Source organism: Labrenzia sp. OB1, from assembly GCF_001624695.1.
Taxonomy (GTDB): Bacteria; Pseudomonadota; Alphaproteobacteria; order Rhizobiales; family Stappiaceae; genus Roseibium.
In genome coordinates this window covers 1-1,667 of the sequence record NZ_JSEP01000081.1, presented here as the reverse complement: position 1 = coordinate 1,667, position 1,667 = coordinate 1, and the positions used below count along the sequence as shown (strand labels likewise).

Genomic DNA, 1,667 nt, shown 5'->3' with positions numbered 1-1,667 from the left:
ATTGCCATTTGTGGACAGCCCCTGTTTTGCAAGAGTTTTCTTTTTGTGATTCAGATCTTGTTGCGAGCGGTCATTTGTCCGGCCTGTTTTCGCGGCACGCTTGTCCGCTGGCCCTGATGAAGTCCGCGCGCCGGATCCCTATCAACTTATCGGGCTATGGTGCCCTGGCAATACCACGGGGTGTTCCAGCAGCGGCTAGCTTGATCATCATCACTTGGATTGCTCTTGCATTCTACTCCGCGGAACCGTTGGTTCCACGGAAAGCGAACTTTTAGATCATGCCGACCGGTAGGTTTCCCCTTTCGCCAGAACAGCCCAGGCAATCCGGGCCGTCTTGTTGGCAAGTGCCACGCTCACCAACCGTGAGGGTTTGCGCTCCAGCAAGTGACGCACCCATTCCCCGGTGCGCGTTTGCGCCCGGATCGCGTGCCTGAGCACCGCTGTGGCTCCGACAACAAGAAGCTTACGCAAATAAGCGTCCCCCATCTTGGTAATACGTCCAAGCCGTTCTTTGCCGCCTGATGAGTTTTGTCGCGGAACCAGACCCAACCAGGCAGAGAACTGGCGCGCGGATTTAAACAGGCCCGGATCAGCAACCGTCGCGGCCAAGGCCGTTGCCGTCAACACGCCAATGCCTGGTATTGTGGCCAGTCGCTGGCTGGTCTCGCTCTGGCCGTGCCAAGCCTTTATCTCGCGATCGAGCCGCGCGATCTCGGCCTCCTGAGCATCCAGTTGCCTCACCAGGCACAGCAAGGCTGCCCGCCCCACCTCAGGAAGGCCATCGGTGGCATTCTCAAGATCGGTAACAAGGCAACGTACCTGCTGTGGGCCTCGGGCGGCCACAATGCCGAATTCTGCAAGGTGCGCGCGCAAGGCATTGACCAGCATCGTACGCTGGCGCACCAGCAGATCCCGAGCGCGATGCAGCATCAATACAGCCTGCTGGTCAGCGCTTTTGATCGCGACGAAATGCATGTTCGGCCGGGTGACGGCTTCACATATCGCTTCGGCATCCGCCATGTCATTCTTTTGCCGCTTCACATAGGGTTTGACGTAAGCTGGCGGGATCAACCGCACTTCATGCCCTAATGCTGCGATCTCACGAGCCCAATAATGACTGGTCGCACAGGCTTCCATGCCAATCAGGCAGGGGGAAAGATCCGACAGGACCTGCAGAAATGCCCCGCGCCGAACCTTCTTCTTGAGTATCACACCTCCGTTCGCATCAATCCCGTGTAGCTGGAAGACGGACTTGGCAAGATCGATGCCCAATGTTGTAATCTGCATGTGGATGGCTCCCTATTCCGTTGGTGCTAACAACATCAACATGGCACATTCGATGCCGTCAGGTGGGGCTGTCCACACCATCAATTTGTTTGTCATTGGATGCAAGGCAGCGCGGCCCCTGCTTTTTCAAGCGGTCATTTCTGCTGTGTAGTCGGACCACAGGCAGAAGGCATCTGCCCTGGCGTGTCGCCAGGAGCGGGCTGAGAGTTTGTATCGGCGGGGACGAAAGATGGTGTTTATCTGATCGTGGGCTGACAGGAAACGCTGTGCTTGGCGGGGCGATTTGAACCGCCCCATGATCTTCTCTCGCTTCCTGGTCTGGCGGTGTGCGTTTTCAATTCTGTTATTCAGGCCCTTGTGGGCTCGATGATCAGCATCCG

The 1,667-nt window shown here is 57.2% G+C and carries 3 protein-coding genes; 1 reads left to right on the top strand and 2 read right to left on the bottom strand.

Translation table 11 applies throughout. From position 1 onward, the window contains the following. Positions 1-275 (top strand): hypothetical protein (locus tag OA90_RS29400; protein WP_208986318.1); only part of this gene is annotated, 275 nt, incomplete at its 5' end. A gap of 1 nt (position 276) precedes the next feature. Here the strand turns inward: OA90_RS29400 and OA90_RS27765 are convergent. Together OA90_RS27765 and OA90_RS28410 are read right to left on the bottom strand one after the other, a co-directional pair. Further along, positions 277-1,287, bottom strand: coding sequence for an IS110 family transposase (locus OA90_RS27765; RefSeq protein WP_068420265.1), 1,011 nt, complete (start codon positions 1,285-1,287; stop codon positions 277-279). Between the two features lie 126 nt (positions 1,288-1,413). Continuing rightward, a partial coding sequence (locus tag OA90_RS28410; protein ID WP_156510693.1) for a DDE-type integrase/transposase/recombinase occupies positions 1,414-1,667 on the bottom strand: 254 nt, incomplete at its 5' end.

Bases quoted from the DNA above. Each gene is read 5' to 3' on its own strand.
- OA90_RS27765 (WP_068420265.1), bottom strand. From the start codon at position 1,287: ATGCAGATTACAACATTGGGCATCGATCTTGCCAAGTCCGTCTTCCAG.